Genomic DNA, 15,197 nt, shown 5'->3' with positions numbered 1-15,197 from the left:
TCAGACCCGACGTCAGGAACAAGAACGATGCGCGTGACATCGGCGCTTTGGGTTGCGGCCTATGTGCGGCGTGCTTTTGTTGAGGGCGGCTTCGCGGCAGTGACGCGGCGAGGCGCGCAGGAGGCGGGCGCGATCTTCGTGGTCGTCGATCGCCTCGACGGAACGTTCGACCTCTATGGCCAAGCGCCGCAGAGCGCGTTTGGGACCGACCGGCCACCCGACCGGCTGTTCAGTCTCATCGAGGGCGGGATCGACCGCGAAAGGCTCTCGTCGCGGATCGAATCGGAGACCCGATTCGATCCTGACCTCTGGGTGGTTGAACTCGAGCAGAAATCAGGCGACCCACTGCTTGAGCTGGTCGACTGATTAGCGGCTCCTGAGACCGAAGATGCTGCGCTCCGGAGGCTCCTGCGATGCGGCCTCGCGCCGTGGCTGCATGGCAGCCGGGATGATGCTGCGCCGCAGTTCGACGTCTGCGAAGAGAGGTGCATGACCGGGTTTCTGCTGCGCTTCGCCGCTTCGCCAGCCGGCGATGAGCTCCGCCGCGACGCTTTCCTTGGTCTCTGCCAAAAGCCGCGCCAGCCGTTCGAAATTCTCGATGCCTGCCGCGACAACGGGATTGGCGAACAGCAGGACATGCTGCGCCTCGTCTTCCGAAAGACCAATCCCGCGCAGGAGGACCACCAAAGCCTCGCCGGATGGGTCGTCCATCAGCGCGGCGACTTCGACCTCCGGCAGCCGAAGCCCCTGTGCCAATGTGCGGATCAGGGCCTCGCGCTGACGCTTCCGGGCGAGCGAGGCAAGGCGCGCCTTACCGAGCGCCAGCCGGAAGGCATGATCCGCATCAATGACGGACGTGCCTGCGCGAGGGGAAGCAGGATGGCCGGCAACCTCCTGCAGCAATGCGAGCCGTTCTGACCGGTCGAGGTCCAGAAACGCGGCGGCGCCGCGCGGCGCAGTCGGGGCAGGCGTTTCAGCCTGCGGCTCAGGCGCTGCCGGTGCGGGTTCTGCGGCTGCCGTTGCGGGTGCAGCCGGCTCGGCCGTGGCGGGGGCCGGCGCGGACACCGCAGTCTGCAGGCGTTCACGCTCCTGCGCCTCGAAGGTGAAGGCGAGAGCACGCACGGCGGCGAAGATCTCACGCGCTTCGGGGCTGGCCGGCACTTCGTCCGGCGTATCGCTGATCGCCAGAGCTTCAGCCGGGATCGGAGGCAGATCGGCAGGCTCGGCTGCGGCCGCCAGTTCGACCGGGGGCGCGCGCTCGTCGGCGACTTCGGTCGCCTGCTCTGCCTCTGCGGCCAGCGCCTCGCTCTCGGTCATCACTTCCGGGTAGTGCGCGACGCGCGCGACGACCTCGGCATCCTCGGTCAGCCGCAAGGCGGCGACGACGAGCGGGGAGAGATCGGTTCGGGTCGCAATCAGCCGGTGATGGGCATGGCCGGTCGAGGCCATGATGGTGAGAAAGTCGAATTCGCCGAGCGCCGGGGAGCGCTTCAGGATCGGGCTCGCGACCTCGACGAGATCCTTGCCGAGCTGGCGCAGGATCGCCGACGGCGCGTCCTTGCTCTTCGACAGCCGCTCGGCGACGAATGCCCGATCGGCCGCTGAAACGCGCGGCAGGAAATGAGTTGCGAGTTCCTCGAACCGGCGGATCTCGTCCGGGTCGTGGGTTGCCTCGAGCACGAACAGCTCCGTGGTCGCCCTGAGAAGGGCGGCATCGCGGCTTTGCTGGTTGGACACGGCCATAGCCATGAGACCATCCGAAGGAAATGAGGGATGCATGATGACGCGGGTACCAGGAGAGCGAAGCGCTCGATGAACACTCTCGCGGCAAGTCGTTGACGGACTGTTAACCTTGCGGGCGTTTTAATGATTTTCATCAAGCCGAGAGCATCCAGGACGTTCGACGAGATCGAACCGCCGGATCTCCGAGGGGGCCGCATGGGAAGCATCCTGCCCTACACGACGGCAACGCGCCGCCGCGCTCGCCCGCTGCAAAAGGGCGCGCCGCGCGGCGAAATTGTCATCTTTTCCGGCGTCCGCATCGAGCGCGAGAGTCCGCCCCCTCCGACACTGCCGCAGCCTGCTCCTGCCAAGGCAGGCGGTTGACTCCGGACACCGGGTGATCGGGCTCGACGTCTGGCTAGAATGGACGGATTGCGAGAGGCGCTCGCGAGCATCGGCGCCGTTCTAGGGGGCCGCGGAAGGGTCGCTGCCATTATCAGGCGCCGTCAGGCTGGCCGCGCAATCCGCCGATCGAAGGGCGGTTTCAGCGGCCGGGGCGAGCGTCGGATTCGGCACGAAGGCGCGGATCAGCAGGAAGCCGCGTGTGAGCGGCAGTTCGATGATGATGGCGCGGTCGAGTGCCGGAAGCGGGTTCTCGCGCAGTTTGGCCATCTGCAGCGGCGTCGCGATCACAAGGTCGATGTCGCTGCGCTCGGCGGTGCGGTCATTGAGGCTGTAGACATTGCTGCCGCGCCGATCGAAGACCGCGAGCGACCAGAATTCATCCGGCATCTTTGCCCGAATGCGGATCGGGCCTTCCAGCAGCGTGAAACGGCAGGCGGCATGAGCCATGGCTGGATCGAGATCGGTCAGCCCTGTCGTGCCGGCGTCGCCCTCCGGCAGAAGATGGAAGACGCCATCCGGACCAAGCCGCCCGAGGGAAGTCCAGGCATCGCGGGTCGCAAAGTCCGGCACCAGCAGGATCGCCGCGATATGGATGATGCCACCCAGCAGCAAGCCGCCAAGACCATAGAGGAGCAGGCGCTTCATCGGCGCGGCTTCCCATTCGTGGCGAACCATGCGGTCGCAAACGCCTTGCGATGCGCCGTCATCGGCAGGCCTTCCTCGTGATCGCCGGCAGGGTCGCCTCGCCAATGCCGCTGGAGGTCAGCGGCGTATCATAGAGGCGCAGCGTCAGGCGCAGCGGGCCGCTCCCGGTGACAGGCAGCCAGTTGCCCGGCTGAGGCTCGCCGGAAAGGGCGATCGCAAAGCTGCCGTCCTCACGGCGGAGGATTTCGCGCGCGTGAAAGCCATGCCGATGGGCCGGGGTCTCGAAGAGGTTTCCGGCGCGGTCGGTTACGGTGAGTGTCCACAGCCGCGCGGCCGGCGTCTGACCGCTGACGACATAGTTGCAGCGGTCCGTAAGCGCCGCGCCGCTGTCATCGCTGTCGGCGACGAAAGCGATACCCTCGCCGTCGCCAAGCGGCAGTGCGCCGCTGCGGGCAAGCTCGGCGCGGCTGTAGGGGTCGGCATTGGGACTGCCGAGTTCCGGCCAGGCCGTCCAGGCCCCACGCGTCATCGCGCCGAAAATCCGCTCGCGATCGAGTACCAGCCAGGCCGAACCAAGGCCGACGATGACTGCGATGGCGATCGCAACGAGAAGATTGATCAGCAGGCGCACGCTTTGACCCGGTTGAGGCCATTCACGATAGCTGTTCGTCCGGCGCGGCGCCAACCATCCCAGGTCGTCGGCGGGAAGAATGCGGCGGCTTGCTTAGCCGTAGACGGCGTCGCGGATCGCATCGGGATAGGGCCCGCCGACACCGGCGAGCGCCGTATTGCTGAACGAAACGACCGACAGCGCACGAATGGGATCGACGAACCAGGAGTGGCCATAGACACCACCCCACTGCCATGTGCCTGGCGACACGGGCGCTCCGCTTGCCTCGGGGTGGTGAAAGATCGACCAGCCAAGGCTGAAACCCCGTCCGGCAACGCTGGTATCGAAATCGCCGATGGCGTTCGTGGTCAGGAGATCGACGCTTGCCGGCGACAGGATCGGCGCGCCGCCCTGGCGCACGGCTTCGAGGAAACGCAGGAAGTCCGGCGCAGTCCCGACCATGCCGGCGCCCCCGGACGCAAAGGTCTCGCGGTCGAAGGCGCGCGACGGCGAGAAGGTGAAGTTCATCTCGCCATTGCTGACGGTGTGCGGATCGTTCATCCGCACGGCTCTGTCGACACCGTCAGCATAGGCAGTGGCGAGGCGATCCATCGTCGAGGGGTGGAACTCGGTATCTGTAAGGCCGAGTGGTCCCGTCACCTTGGCAGCGACAAGCTCCGGGAGGCTCGCGCCGGCGGCACTCTCCAGGAGGCCGCCGAGCACATCGATCGCGACCGAATAGCGGAAGGCAGATCCCGGCGTAAAGGCGAGCGGCTGACCCGCGATGCGGGCAAGATTCTCCGCCATCGAGAGGCTTGGTCCGGCGATGCCCTCGCAAATCCCGGCGGCGGGATCATAGCCGTAGATGAGGCCGCTGGTATGCGTCAGCAGGTGACGAACCGTGATGACTGGCGTGCTCCCATCGGCAAGCTTCGGCTGAAACGCCGGTAGGAAGCGCGTGACCGGATCATCGACACCGATGACGCCGTCATCGACGAAGGCGAGCGCAGTGGCGGCGACCATCGGCTTGGTGACAGAGGCGAGGCGGAAGATCGTATCCTCGCGCGTAGCAAGACCGGCTTCGCGATCGGCATGGCCGGCTGCGCGCGCATAAGCGATATCGCCATCCTGCGCGACCATCACCACGGTGCCGACGATGCTCCCTGCGCCAACGGCGGCATCGATCACGGCGTCGATCCGGCTGGCGAGCGCCGAGCGGTCAAGGGTCGAGGATGTTGCGGTCACGGGGATGGCTCCGGCGAGAGGGACGATCTGGGATAGCCGAGCCGCATGACCGGCTCAAGGCGGGGTCGTTCAGCGCGTCACCGAAGTCAGACGTCCGCTCGCCTTTTCGAGCTCGGCAAGCCCGCTCGCACGCCGGGGTGTGACGGCGGCCGCCTCGTCGGCGTGTACAGGCGGTGCATCGCGCAGCAAGGTGTCGATTTCGATCAGCCGCGCCGTCGTCGCGCCGGAGAGCATGAGCGGTGCCTGGCCGGCAGCGTCCAATGCTGCCACCGCCTCGGGGCGATCGCCATCCTGCGGCGGGACGTCGAGATAGGGGATCGGCTTCAAGGTGATTCCGTTATGAGCGACGGTCATCACCTTGTTCCAGGTCTGCGCGGGCAGCGAGCCGCCCGTCATCTTGTTCGATGAGGTGAAGTCGTCATTACCGAACCAGACGCCACCGACATAGTTGCCGGTGAAGCCCATGAACCAGGCGTCGCGATAGGCGTTGGTGGTGCCGGTCTTGCCAGCGGTCTTGATGCCCTGAAGCTTGGCGGCGCGGCCCGTACCACGCTCCGGCACCTGCGAGAGCATATAATTCATCTTGCCAACGGTATCGGCGTCGAGAACTCGTGACGGCGCCGGGATGTCGCGCTTGCGGTCGAACACCACGTCGCCCTGGCTATTGATGATCTCCGTGAAGGCATAGGGCTTTGCGCGGAGACCGCCATTGGCGAAAACGGCGTAGGCGCCGGTCATGTCGAGCACATTGACCTCGGTGGCGCCGAGCGGAAGCGACTTCGAATTGATGATCTTCGTGGTGATACCCATGCGGTGGGCGAGGTCGATGATGGTCTCGCGGCCGACGACACCGGCAAGCCGGACGGCAACCGTGTTGAGCGAGTGGATCAGCGCTGTAGTCAGCGGAATATTGCCCATGAACCGACCGCCATAGTTCTTGGGCGACCAGTTGCCGATCGAGATCGGCGCGTCGCGGACGATCGTCTGCGGCGTGTAGCCATGTTGGATGGCCGCGGTATAGACGAAGGGCTTGAACGACGACCCCGGCTGGCGCAATGCGTCGGTGGCGCGATTGAACTGGCTCTCGCCATAGTCGCGTCCACCCACCATCGCGCGCACGGCGCCGTCCGGCTCGGCGATCACCATCGCGGCCTGGGTGACCCGATAACGCTCGCCGGATTCGCGCAGCGAACTCTCGATGGCGTCATCGGCTGCCTGTTCGAGACCGAGATCTACCGTCGTGCGGACCGTCAGGCTGCGATCGCCATCCGGCACCTGCTTCTTCACCTCGTCAAAGGCCCAGTCGAGGAAATAGTCGGGCTCGGCGACTGCGCTTGCGCGCGCCACGTCGGCAGGCTTCCGGCGCGCCCCGAGTACCTGGCCTTCGGTGAGAAATCCGGCCTGCACCATATTGGTCAGCACTTCATTGGCCCTGGCGCGGGCGGCCGGCAGGTTCACATGCGGGGCGTAGCGGGTCGGCGCCTTGTAGAGCCCAGCAAGCATCGCCGATTCCGCGAGGTCGAGATCGGTGACCTTCTTGCCGAAATAAAACTCAGCTGCCGCCGCCGCCCCGAAATTGCCGCCGCCCATATAGGCACGGTCGAGATAGAGCTGCAGGATGTCGTGCTTGGAGAGATTGCTCTCGAGCCACAGCGCTAGGAACGCTTCCTTGATCTTGCGGTCGATTGTCCGCTCGTTGGACAGGAAGAGGTTCTTGGCGAGCTGCTGGGTGATCGACGATCCGCCCTGGACGACCGCGTCGGAGCGCAGGTTTTCGAACAGCGCACGCGTTGTGCCGAGGATGTCGATGCCGAAATGCGTGTAGAAGCGGCGATCCTCGGTGGCGAGCGTCGCCTTGATCAGGCTGTCCGGCATCTCCTCCAGCGGCACGGCTTCCGAATGGCGGACGCCGCGCTTGCCGATTTCGGCGCCGAAACGATCAAGGAAGGTGACCGAGTAATCCTGCTGCGCCATCCAGTCGCCCCGCGTCGCGTCGAAGGCGGGTAGAGCCAGCATCAACAGGACGATGCCGCCGCCAGAGGCAAGCGTCAGCCCGTCACCGAACAGCTCGACCGGCACGCGGGCAAAACCGCTGACACGGAAGCGCCGCATGAAGCGGGAGGCGCCTTCCGCGCTTTCGACCAGCTGGTGCCAGAGCGTGAAGAGGCCGGAATCGATCAGCGCGTCGATTTCGATCAGCCGAAGCCCGCGCGGTTTAGGCGGCTTGGCGGGATCTGATGTCTCGGCGCCGCGCAGCGTCCGGACCAGATCATTTCCCGAACGCCTGGCCGCATCGTCGCCCGGCGCAAAAACGCCGCGCCGCCGTCCGAACCAAGCCGTGATACGATCGATGACCTTCGGCAAAGCCTGTTCCGGGGCACGTTGTGGACCATCCGGCGATCATCTGTTCCATTGTCGGACAGAGTGCCGCCTGGACCATCCGGTTCTGGACGATTGATTAAGGATACGCAACTCCCATGCCCGTTCAAGAAAACGGCAACGCCTCCGATTCCGAACTTCCCTTCTGGAAGCGCCTGACGCTCGAGGAGATGAGCACGGCCGAATGGGAGTCGCTGTGCGACGGGTGCGCGCGCTGCTGCCTGAACAAGCTGGAGGATTGGGACACCGGCGAGATCGTCTGGACGGCGATCGCCTGCCAGCTGCTTGACGACGAAAGCTGCCGCTGCTCCGATTATCCGAACCGCACCACCCGCGTGCCCGACTGCATCCCCCTCGACCCCGAAAAGGTGCGCACGCTCTCCTGGCTGCCGGGCACCTGCGGCTATCGGCTCGTCGCCGAGGGGCGCGACCTCTATTGGTGGCACCCGCTGATCTCCGGCGATGCAGAAACCGTCCACGAAGCCGGCATCTCGGTGACCGGCCGCACGATCAGCGAAGCCGATGTCGCGATCGAGGACTATGAGGACTTCCTCGTCACGTGGCCGGCGGAGCGCCCCGACTAGCCGCGCGCAATTCCCGCCGCCGGCTATCACAAATTGTCGACTACGATCGGCGCGGCGACTGCGCTAAGCTCGCCTTACCTTTCGCATTGCCTTTCCCGCCCTTGATCGGAGGATACGCGCCATGGATTACACGCGCCTCGGCCAGACCGGCCTCGAAGTCTCGCGGATCTGCCTCGGTTGCATGAGCTATGGCGACCCGGCCAAGGGGACGCATAGCTGGTCGCTGAGCGAGGAGGAGAGCCGGCCGTTCATCCGCAAGGCGCTCGATCTCGGCATCAATTTCTTCGATACGGCCAATGCCTATTCGGAGGGGACGAGCGAGGAATATGTCGGCCGCGCGCTGAAGGACTTTGCGAAGCGCGACGATGTCGTCATCGCCACCAAGGTGTTCGGCCGAATGCGCCCGGGCCCGAATGGCGCCGGACTTTCCCGCAAAGCCATCCTGTCCGAGGTCGATGCCAGCCTGAAGCGGCTCGGAACGGACTATATCGATCTCTACCAGATCCACCGCTTCGATCCGGCGACGCCGATCGAGGAGACGCTGGAGGCGCTGAACGACATCGTCCGCGCTGGCAAGGCCCGCTATATCGGGGCGTCCTCGATGTATGCCTGGCAGTTCGCGCAGATGCTCGCCACCTCCGACAAGCATGGCTGGGCGCGCTTCGTCTCGATGCAGGACTATGTGAACCTGCTCTACCGCGAGGAGGAGCGCGAGATGCTGCCGCTCTGCCGCGCCGAGGGCATCGGCGTCTTGCCCTGGAGCCCGCTCGCCCGCGGCCGCCTGACCCGCGACTGGGACGCGCAGACCGCGCGCGCCGAGACGGACGAATTCGGCAAGAGCCTCTATGAGAAGACCGCCGATGCCGACAAGAAGGTGGTCGAGGCCGTCGCGCATGTTGCGTCCGAGCGGGGCATCGCCCGCGCGCAGGTGGCGCTCGCCTGGGTGCTGCAGAAATCGCCGGTCACGGCGCCGATCGTCGGCGCGACCAAGATCGAGCATCTCGAGGACGCCGCCGGCGCGCTGTCCGTCAAGCTCGACGACTACGAGCTCGCCCATCTCGAGGCGCCCTATGTGCCGCATGCGGTGGCCGGCTTCGTCTGAGCGCCGCAAAAAGCCGATGCGCCGCGCGCTTTGATCGACGTCAAGGCGAGGCGCATCAGCGCCGTTAGGCTTGCTCCAACGACCATGGAGCAGGCCGCTGAGCAAGCGCATCGTCATCATCGACGGACATCCGGACCCGGCCGGCGGGCGCTTCTGCAACGCGCTCGCCGATGCCTATGCGGAGGGCGCCCGCGCCGCCGGCCACAGTGTCGAGGTGATCCGCCTCGCCAGGCTCGACATCCCGTTCATGCGTACCAAGGACGAATTCGAGCATGGCGCGGTGCCGCCGAGCCTTGCCCCGGCCGCCGCGGCGATCGGCGCCAGCGAACATATCGTCATGGTCTTCCCGCTCTGGCTCGGCACGATGCCGGCGCTGGTCAAAGCCTTCCTCGAACAGGTGTTCCGCCCCGGCACGGCCTTCGCCTATCAGGAAAACGGCTTCCCGAAGAAGCTGCTCGCCGGCCGCTCGGCCCGCCTCGTCGTGACCATGGGCATGCCGGCGCTGGTCTATCGCTGGTTCTTCGGCGCCCATGGCGTCAAGGGCATGGAGCGCAACATCCTCGATTTCGTCGGCATCAGGCCGGTGCATGAAAGCCTTTGCGGCAATGTCGAGGGCGCGAGCGCCGAGCAGCGCGCCGCCTGGCTGGAGGAGATGCGTGCCCATGGTTCGCGGGGCAATTGACGGACGCGGGGACTGAACCGAACGGCTGCGCGGAAACGCGCGGCCCGCAAGGCCCGGGAGGGCGCGGCCGGAGGGGCGACGAGAGGCGCGGGGGGCGCTTCTCCGGTCGCCGCTCCGGCCGGCGACCCGGCACGATCAGCGCCCGGCCGCGCGCCTCAATCGGCCCATTCGGGATCGGTGGTGAAGGCGATGGTGAGCCAGCGATCCGGGCTCTCGCCGCCGATCGCCGTGCCGATCTCGTCGCGCAGCCGGTCCCAGGCCTCGAGCGGCTGCGCCGGCCGTCCTGCCGGCACGATGAAATAGATCTCGATCTGCTTGCCGCGGCCGACCCGTGCGACATAGGCGCGATAGGAGAGGAATCCCTCGCGCGCGACGACCGCCGCCGCCACCGCGTCGACCTCCTGCTTGAGGCCGGGAGGCGTGACGAGCAAGATATCGGCGAGCGCCCGGCGCACCGTGCCGATGGGGATCGGGATGATCGCGAGGCAGACGAGCGCCAGCGCCGCCGGATCGACGAAGGGCGCGAGGCCGGCCAGCCGCGTATTCTCGACCCCCCAGCCGAACACGAAAGCGACGAGGAGCGCGGCGCTCAGCGCCGACGACATCAGCCACGACTTGGTGTCGAGCGCGATGAAGTCCGAGCCGATCGCGCGGTTGGCGCGGTGGCAGTAGAACGCCATGCCAGCAGCCGCCGTCATCGCGATCGCCGCATAGAGCATCGCCGCCTCGAAGGGCAGGTCATTGCCGCCGGCAAGAAGCGTCATGACCGCGTTGATCAGCGCATAGGTGGCCGCGCCCATCAAAAGCGTGCCGTTCAGGAGCAGAACGATCGGCTCCAGATGCCAGAACCCCATCGTGAAACGCTCGGCAAGCTTGCCGCGCGGCGAAAGCCCCGACGTCGAGCTGGCAATCAGGCTGGCGACCGAAAGCGCCACCAGCGTCATCACGGCATCGGTCAGCGCATAGACGCCGTCGAAGATGATCGCCGAAGACCCGGTCATCAACCCGATCAAGACGCCAAACACCGCCAGCGCCACCGTCGCGACGACGGAAATGCGGAGGACGGCTTGCTCACGGTTCACGGAAAGGGCGGGGGAGGGTTCAGGGCTCGACATGCGCCGTGATCGCACGGCGCGGGGGAATGGGGAAGGGTGGGGCTGCATCGCTCTGCGACTGTTCGACGGGACAAGGCCGCGTGCTGAACGACGCCTATTGCCAAGGTCATCTCCGGTTGTAGAGATTAGTCTGAGACCGATCTGATAAGTGAAACGCTCAAACTGTGTGCTGGGGGGCCGCGTGAACGCCGAAGCCAAAACCACAATCGACGATCTGTTTGAGTTGAAGGGCGCCAATAGAGAGGCTAAGGCATACGCGTTCCTCTGGGCGGCGTTTAGGCGCACAGAAATCAGCGCAAATCCTGTACGAGATGCTCTTGATTGTCTTATTCCATTCGTGGCGCCGTACACCAACAAAATTGCCGGTAAGCAAGTTACCGCCGAGGGCATTCAAAACTACTTAAAGGAATTCTTCGGCTTCGATATTCCTCAGTACGCGATTGATCAACTTATAAAGGCGCTAACCCAGCAAGGCTTCGTGGCGTACCGTCAGCACTTAAGAGCCCACTTCGCCCTAGCGCATGAGAGCGGGTTCGACGTCGCAAAATCGGAGATTGAGACTGAGTTTGACGATCTTGCAGCCGAGCTAGCAGCCTATGCTGCGATGGTTGGCTTCTCTTCACAGACGCCGCCGTCGGGTAGCTGGGGGGAGGCCCTGATTGCCTTTCTGCGAGTCCGCACCGACAGGAGCCCGGCAACCATTGTAAAAATAAAGGGCGCATTGATCGATCCGAAATCGGCTGAAATGGCTATCGTCGGCGCGTTCATTCGTCGACTTCACACAGATTCGCCTAATCATTTCGAGAAGATCGTACACATTTTTATGGGGGTTCTGATTGAAGATTTTATATCTTCCGTCACAGAAATCGGAACGTTGCGACTAGATAATCCTGTAACTGTTATGTATGACACTGCGGTTTTGTTGCGACAGTTGGGGTGTTCTGGGAAGAATCTTAGTATAGCGACGGAAGAGCTAACAAGGTACTTGCAAGATCTTGGGATGAAGATTTGCTATTTTGCAGGAAATGAGGCTGAAGTAGCGAACATACTAAATACGATCGTTCACGTTAAGGATGTTGGGGGCGAACTAGAAGGCGAGACGGCGGCAGCTATTGCAGATGGCGAGGTTACGACGACTAGTCTTCGAATGTTGCAGAACAGCTTTCCTGAGCAGTTGGCGCGGTTTGGCATTTTCCCAGCTGATGATTTGGAGTCGGGCGCACTAAATGCTGTCCGCTTCCAAATCGACGAGGCCGCGTTTTCGGTGCATTTAGATGTAAAGGCGAAAAGATCTGGCCGCGCCTACAGCGCTCAGAACCGCGCCAACGATGCTGGATACCTCGCATCGATAATGCGATTACGCAAGGGAAATAGAACACGCGATCTGGCAGGGTGCGGGTATGTATTCGTGACGCCCAATAACTTTCTTGTATATGAATCCCGACGATTTCTCATCCAACAGCGTATGCTTGGGCACAATAATTTTCCACCGATGATATCCCTTGGGCAGATCGCAACGATCGCTTGGCTTTTGAAGGATCAAGCTATTCCACCTGAGAAGGCTGGGCGCGAATTACTGACTAATTGCTTTGCGGCTATTCGTCCCGATGCGGAGTGGTTCAAATATTTTCGGGAAGGAATTGAGAAAGTCGTCTCAAATTCTCTGGAAGAGTATTCTAGCAGCGGAGAGAATTCTCTGACAGTCCAAGCGGCGCGACGAATAGCGCAAGATGAAAGCTTCGGAAGCTCTGCTGTTGTGCGCCAATTGAACATGGCCGAAATATTGAGTCGCGCTGAGGTGGAACAGAAGCGAGTTAGGGACGAGCAGGATGCCAAACTAGTTGAAGAACGCGAGCGGGCCGAGCTGGAAAAGGCATCCATCCTCGAACGCGTGGAGCAGAACCGAGTGAAGGACCTTGAGGCAGCGCTCGAGCGCGAGCGGGCCGCAGTCCGGAGCGCCGTGAAAGAAGCGAGGGAGGAGATAGAGGCGCAAATTGCGGCGGAAAGGGAGCGAATTGCTCATCGCCGCGCATCTTCTATTGTAGTGGCTATTAAGATAGTGCTTCTGATATTGTTTGCCGCTACAACAATTGCGGCTTTATTTATGCAGAATAACGAGGCCGGTTCATCAAAATGGTTATGGATACTGACCGCAATATTGGGTATCTTAAGTATATTGGCCTTTGCCGATTTTGTTAAAATTCGCTTTGTGGAGCCTATATTTGAGAAGCTGCATCGGTGGTTGGCCAAACAATTAGTTCGGTCGCGGTTCTGATGGCCGAGCGTGCGTTTTGCACAACCGGTCTCCAGCCTCAAATGCTCCCAAAGATTGGTTGCTCGGGCTAAGCAGGTGTTACGCGGATTCAGGCGTGCCTCTGAGCAATCCTCCGGCCCGTCATGCCCGGGCTTGACCCGGGCATCCATGACTTGCTCTGGCGTGGATGGCCGGGGCGAGCCCGGCCATGACGGCGGGGGCTTGGTGGGCTGCGCTTGTTGGCGGTGTCGCCTTCGATCGGCAGGGGCCTGTTGCCCGCCCGGTGTGTCGAACCGATCTAGGAATAAAATCCTTGACAGCGTGACGCTGGTTCGTTAGGGTTCAGGCATCGTCGGAAAGTTGCGTTCGGGGCGTGGCGGTGGGGTCCGGTTTGGGGGCGTCATCGCGGCGAAGGCCGGACGTCCGGCGCGCCGGCGTGGCTCGCTCGGGTGGGTCTGGCGAGGCTGGTTCCTGGTCTTTGTCGGGGTGATGTTTCGCCTCCATCCAGCGCGGAAGGAAGGCTGGATTGCCGGGTCAGGCCCGGCAATGACAGTGCCCCCGCAATGGCTGTGGCCGGGCAACGACAGAGAATGACGGCCGGATCGGGCCCGGCAACTTCAGGCGGCTGCGCGAGCGATCGCTTGGGCAATGCGGGCTCTGGCCGTGGGTGAGGAATAGTTTTGGGAGGCGCCGGTTTCGGCGCCTTTTTTGTTGCGGGGGTGCTGTGCCGAAGATTTCCGAGGCGGTTTGGGCGTCGGTGCGGGCGCGGTTCGAGGGGACGATCGATCCGATCGTCGACATCGCGCATCAGCACGGCATGAGCCATGTCGCGCTCTGGCGGCGGGCGAAGCGCGATGGCTGGGTACGTCCGCATCAGGCGCCGTCCGTGCCGCTCGCAGCCGAGGACGACAAGCTGCTCGGCCGGCTCTTCCGCGCCTTTGAGCGGCAGGTCGCCGATCTCGAACAGCGGTTTCTGGCCGGTGGCGGCAGCATCGAGGAAAAGGACGCGCGCACCTTGAGCGTGTTGGCGCGCACCTTCGAGACGCTCGCCAAATTGCGTGATGAACGAGAGGGGCCGGTGGATGAGGGCAGCGTCGATCTCGACGATCTCCGGGCGCGACTTGCGCAGCGCCTTTCAGCGCTTGATCCACGCGGGCTGGCCGCCTCTGGAGCTGACGGCGCGGATGGCGGCGGGGTTGACCGACGCCGAATTCGCGGCGCTTCATAGCGATTGGGATTTCTGGGCGCGCGACGATCAGTTGCCGCCGCCGGGCGACTGGCTCACCTGGCTGATGATCGGCGGGCGCGGCGCGGGCAAGACGCGGGCGGGCGCTGAATGGGTGCGCGGGCTGGTCTTCGGACGCAAGGGCTATGCGGCGGCGCCTTGTGGGCGGATCGCGCTGGTCGGCGAGACGCTGGCCGATGTGCGCGATGTGATGATCGAAGGGGTTTCGGGCTTGCTCGCGGTGCATCCAAAGGACGAGCGGCCGAGCTGGCAGCCTTCGCGGCGCCGGCTTGAATGGCCGAACGGGGCGAGCGCGCTCTGCTTCTCCTCGGAAGATCCGGAAAGCCTGCGCGGGCCGCAATTCGAGGCGGCCTGGGCGGACGAGCTCGGCAAATGGCGTCATCAGGAGGCGAGCTGGGACATGCTGCAATTCGGCCTGCGCCTCGGGGCGCTGCCGCGCCAGCTCGTGACGACGACGCCGCGCCCGACGCCTCTTTTGAAGCGGCTGATCAAGGCGGAGCGGACGGTGATCACGCGGGCCGGAACCAGCGCCAATCTCGGCAATCTCGCGCCGGGCTTCCTGGAGCGGGTCATCGGCCGTTATCAGGGCACGCGGCTCGGGCGGCAGGAGATCGACGGCGAATTGATCGACGACCGCGTCGATGCGCTGTGGAGCCGCGATGCGATCGAGGTTCTGCGGGTCGGCGAGGCGCCGAAGCTTACGCGGATCATCGTCGCGGTCGATCCGCCGGCGACGAGCCGCAAGGGCGCGGATGCCTGCGGGATCATCGCCTGCGGGCTCGGGGCGGATGGCACGGGCTATGTGCTGGCGGATGCGAGCCTTGCCGAGGTGAAGCCGGCGCGCTGGGCGGGCGCGGCGGTGGCGCTCTATCACGCGCTGGAGGCCGACATGCTCGTCGCCGAGGTCAACCAGGGCGGCGACATGGTGGCGAGCGTCATCGCCGAGGTCGATCCGTCCGTGCCGGTGACGACGGTGCGTGCGACGCGCGGCAAATATCTGCGCGCCGAGCCGGTCGCCGCGCTTTATGCGCAGGGCCGTATCCGCCATGCCGGAACCTTTCCGGCGCTCGAGGACGAACTCGCCGATTTCGGGCCCGACGGGCTCTCGAACGGCCGCTCGCCAGATCGGCTCGATGCGCTGGTCTGGGCGCTGACCAAGCTGATGCTGCGGCCGCCGGCCGAGCCGCGCGTGCGCGCGTTCTAGGCTG

14 protein-coding genes are annotated in these 15,197 nt (G+C 64.3%); 8 read left to right on the top strand and 6 right to left on the bottom strand.

Annotation, left to right across the window (positions count from 1 at the left end):
• Window positions 1–27 precede the first annotated feature (27 nt).
• Window positions 28–366 (top strand): DUF1491 family protein, encoded by a 339-nt coding sequence (locus BUB39_RS01510; RefSeq protein WP_073051284.1) that lies wholly within the window; start codon window positions 28–30, stop codon window positions 364–366.
• Here BUB39_RS01510 and BUB39_RS01505 read toward each other — a convergent pair whose 3' ends face one another.
• Window positions 367–1,749: a DUF2336 domain-containing protein gene (locus tag BUB39_RS01505; RefSeq protein ID WP_175561689.1), complete on the bottom strand. Its 1,383-nt coding sequence runs from the start codon at window positions 1,747–1,749 to the stop codon at window positions 367–369.
• Between the two features lie 189 nt (window positions 1,750–1,938).
• Between BUB39_RS01505 and BUB39_RS25365 the strand changes: the two genes are divergently transcribed.
• On the top strand, window positions 1,939–2,106 hold the full coding sequence (locus BUB39_RS25365; protein WP_175561688.1) for a hypothetical protein: 168 nt from the start codon (window positions 1,939–1,941) through the stop codon (window positions 2,104–2,106).
• An 81-nt stretch (window positions 2,107–2,187) separates the two neighbouring features.
• On the opposite strand, the gene BUB39_RS01495 is transcribed toward BUB39_RS25365, so the two are convergent.
• The 4 genes from BUB39_RS01495 to BUB39_RS01480 form a co-directional block, all read right to left on the bottom strand.
• Window positions 2,188–2,772: a DUF1254 domain-containing protein gene (locus tag BUB39_RS01495; RefSeq protein WP_139251305.1), complete on the bottom strand. Its 585-nt coding sequence runs from the start codon at window positions 2,770–2,772 to the stop codon at window positions 2,188–2,190.
• 58 nt (window positions 2,773–2,830) lie between these two features.
• A complete protein-coding gene (locus BUB39_RS01490; protein ID WP_073051280.1) occupies window positions 2,831–3,403 on the bottom strand; it encodes a DUF1214 domain-containing protein in 573 nt (190 codons plus the stop codon).
• A 93-nt stretch (window positions 3,404–3,496) separates the two neighbouring features.
• Window positions 3,497–4,627, bottom strand: a complete 1,131-nt coding sequence (locus BUB39_RS01485; RefSeq protein WP_175561686.1) for a serine hydrolase domain-containing protein — start codon at window positions 4,625–4,627, stop codon at window positions 3,497–3,499.
• Window positions 4,628–4,696: 69 nt separating this feature from the next.
• On the bottom strand, window positions 4,697–6,991 hold the full coding sequence (locus BUB39_RS01480) for a transglycosylase domain-containing protein (RefSeq protein ID WP_244540117.1): 2,295 nt from the start codon (window positions 6,989–6,991) through the stop codon (window positions 4,697–4,699).
• Window positions 6,992–7,104: 113 nt separating this feature from the next.
• On the opposite strand from BUB39_RS01480, the gene BUB39_RS01475 reads away from it, so the two are divergent.
• The 3 genes from BUB39_RS01475 (at window position 7,105) to BUB39_RS01465 (ending at window position 9,374) form a co-directional block, all read left to right on the top strand.
• Window positions 7,105–7,590, top strand: coding sequence for a YcgN family cysteine cluster protein (locus BUB39_RS01475; protein ID WP_073051278.1), 486 nt, complete (start codon window positions 7,105–7,107; stop codon window positions 7,588–7,590).
• A 121-nt stretch (window positions 7,591–7,711) separates the two neighbouring features.
• Complete coding sequence (locus tag BUB39_RS01470) at window positions 7,712–8,692, top strand: aldo/keto reductase (RefSeq protein ID WP_073051277.1); 981 nt, start codon at window positions 7,712–7,714, stop codon at window positions 8,690–8,692.
• A gap of 97 nt (window positions 8,693–8,789) precedes the next feature.
• Entirely contained in the window at window positions 8,790–9,374 is a 585-nt protein-coding gene (locus BUB39_RS01465; protein WP_073052671.1) for an NAD(P)H-dependent oxidoreductase, read from the top strand.
• A 155-nt stretch (window positions 9,375–9,529) separates the two neighbouring features.
• Here BUB39_RS01465 and BUB39_RS01460 read toward each other — a convergent pair whose 3' ends face one another.
• Window positions 9,530–10,489, bottom strand: a complete 960-nt coding sequence (locus BUB39_RS01460) for a cation diffusion facilitator family transporter (protein ID WP_073051276.1) — start codon at window positions 10,487–10,489, stop codon at window positions 9,530–9,532.
• Window positions 10,490–10,670: 181 nt separating this feature from the next.
• Here BUB39_RS01460 and BUB39_RS01455 point away from each other — a divergent pair, with 181 nt between their 5' ends.
• The 3 genes from BUB39_RS01455 (at window position 10,671) to BUB39_RS01445 (ending at window position 15,193) form a co-directional block, all read left to right on the top strand.
• Window positions 10,671–12,764, top strand: coding sequence for an AAA family ATPase (locus BUB39_RS01455; protein WP_139251304.1), 2,094 nt, complete (start codon window positions 10,671–10,673; stop codon window positions 12,762–12,764).
• 703 nt (window positions 12,765–13,467) lie between these two features.
• Window positions 13,468–13,971 (top strand): hypothetical protein, encoded by a 504-nt coding sequence (locus BUB39_RS01450; protein ID WP_139251303.1) that lies wholly within the window; start codon window positions 13,468–13,470, stop codon window positions 13,969–13,971.
• Complete coding sequence (locus BUB39_RS01445) at window positions 13,928–15,193, top strand: DNA-packaging protein (protein WP_073051273.1); 1,266 nt, start codon at window positions 13,928–13,930, stop codon at window positions 15,191–15,193. Before BUB39_RS01450 ends, BUB39_RS01445 begins: the two co-directional genes overlap by 44 nt.
• Window positions 15,194–15,197 lie beyond the last annotated feature (4 nt).

This window comes from Kaistia soli DSM 19436 (assembly GCF_900129325.1).
Classification (GTDB): Bacteria; Pseudomonadota; Alphaproteobacteria; order Rhizobiales; family Kaistiaceae; genus Kaistia; species Kaistia soli.
This window is presented reverse-complemented; position numbering and strand designations above follow the sequence as displayed.